Origin of the sequence: Xenorhabdus szentirmaii DSM 16338 (assembly GCF_002632585.1) — a bacterium.
Classification (GTDB): Bacteria; Pseudomonadota; Gammaproteobacteria; order Enterobacterales; family Enterobacteriaceae; genus Xenorhabdus; species Xenorhabdus szentirmaii.
In genome coordinates this window covers 1-1513 of record NZ_NIBV01000016.1, presented here as the reverse complement: position 1 = coordinate 1513, position 1513 = coordinate 1, and the positions used below count along the sequence as shown (strand labels likewise).

The 1513-nt window shown below is 37.7% G+C and carries 3 protein-coding genes; 2 read left to right on the top strand and 1 reads right to left on the bottom strand.

From position 1 onward, the window contains the following. Together Xsze_RS21370 and Xsze_RS21365 are read left to right on the top strand one after the other, a co-directional pair. Nucleotides 1-590, top strand: a 590-nt coding sequence (locus Xsze_RS21370; protein WP_211293379.1) for an AHH domain-containing protein, incomplete at its 5' end; no start/stop codon positions are given. 5 nt (nucleotides 591-595) lie between these two features. Next, nucleotides 596-1144: a hypothetical protein gene (locus tag Xsze_RS21365; RefSeq protein ID WP_038234410.1), complete on the top strand. Its 549-nt coding sequence runs from the start codon at nucleotides 596-598 to the stop codon at nucleotides 1142-1144. Nucleotides 1145-1207: 63 nt separating this feature from the next. Here Xsze_RS21365 and Xsze_RS21360 read toward each other — a convergent pair. Beyond that, nucleotides 1208-1513 (bottom strand): SymE family type I addiction module toxin (locus Xsze_RS21360; protein ID WP_244590094.1); only part of this gene is annotated, 306 nt, incomplete at its 5' end.

The window sequence follows — 1513 nt, the reverse complement described above, 5'->3', positions numbered from 1 at the left end:
ATTATAATCGGTTTAGGTATTACTCGCCGGAGACGGCGCAGTACATCTCGCCTGATCCGATCGGCTTATTGGGCGGGCTGAACCCGTATGGCTATGTGCATAATCCCACTGGTTGGGTCGACCCATTAGGATTGGTAGGGTGTTCGACCAAATTGGGTAAAAACATGATGGAAGATATGGGCTTGCCGCGTTCCAGTAAATGGAGTGGTCATCAGGCTCATCATGTTATACCGAAAGAGTTAGCAACTCACCCTGCGTTGAAAAAAATCGATTATGATATTGATGTTGCTGCCAACGGCATATTTTTGAGAAAAGTTGATGACGGTGTCAGTGCAATGACAAGGCACCAAGGCAACCATAATGGATATACAGATGCAATGAGAAATGCTTTAGATAGAATAGACCTTAAGCAATCCAAAGAGGCAATATCGAAGCAAGTAGCTAACATACAAGATATAGCCAAAAAAGGCATGATGGATGGAAACATAATTAGATCTAAGGATATGTATAACACGAAAATATTTGGTAAAGATGTTAACCAAATAGGAAGGAAAAGAGTGTTTGAACGTTGGAGTAAAATATTAGGGTGATATCAATGAATGAAGTAATAGATTTCTATATGGAGCCAATGATATTTTTTAAAAGCTCTAATTTTCTTTCCGGCTCTTCTGATAATTTAGAAGGATATGAAATTATAGAGGATAAAAAAGATGCTATAAAACTTCTTTTTGATCAGGATGTTCCAAGTCAATATGCAATTTGGAGTGATTTTTTTTCCGATCTCATATCTGAATTTTATCTTCATGAAGATTATAAAAAGGCAGATAAAGATATTCTTGACAGAGCAAAAGTGTCAATTGAGGATTATGTAAAGGAAAATATTAGGAAAAGAAAATTATATCTTATGAGAAAAAAGCAAGGATTGGCTGATAACGTAGAATATGATTCATTCTTAGAAGACGTTAGTGATGAATGTCACCATATGCTAAATATGGTTAGTATCTATAGATATCTATTTTCTTTTAATGAGAGTTCTAAATTAGAAGAGATATTTTCTATATTTAAAAAAGGCTTTATGCCATGTGGTGTTACTAAGGATAAAAAAATAGTCGTTTTTAATCCAATGGTATTAAAAACCAATTGATATAGAAGAGATATCATCATGAAAAAGCCGGAAAGATCCTTATGATCTTCCGGCTGTTTATCCTTATCCCGCCTTATAATCCCCAATCAGTTCCCGCATCCGCAGCTTAATTTCACTGATTTGCTCGCGCTGGCGCTGGTATTGCTGTTTGAGGCTGTTAGTCTCGTCGCTGTCAGGAATGAGCACTAAGCAGCCATCCATGATTTTGACGGTCACCGAGCCACCAATCTCAAACCCTGCCTGTTTAAGCCATTGCCCTTTCAGATGTATCGCGGGCGGTGCTTTGGCCTTATCATTTTGCGGGACGTATCCCACGGTGTAATAACGTTCTGTTTTCGCTGCTTTATTTTGAACACAGTTTTGCTTAGA

Excerpts from the sequence above, each read along its gene's own strand:
- Xsze_RS21365 (WP_038234410.1), top strand. The coding sequence starts at position 596 with ATGAATGAAGTAATAGATTTCTATATGGAGCCAATGATATTTTTTAAA.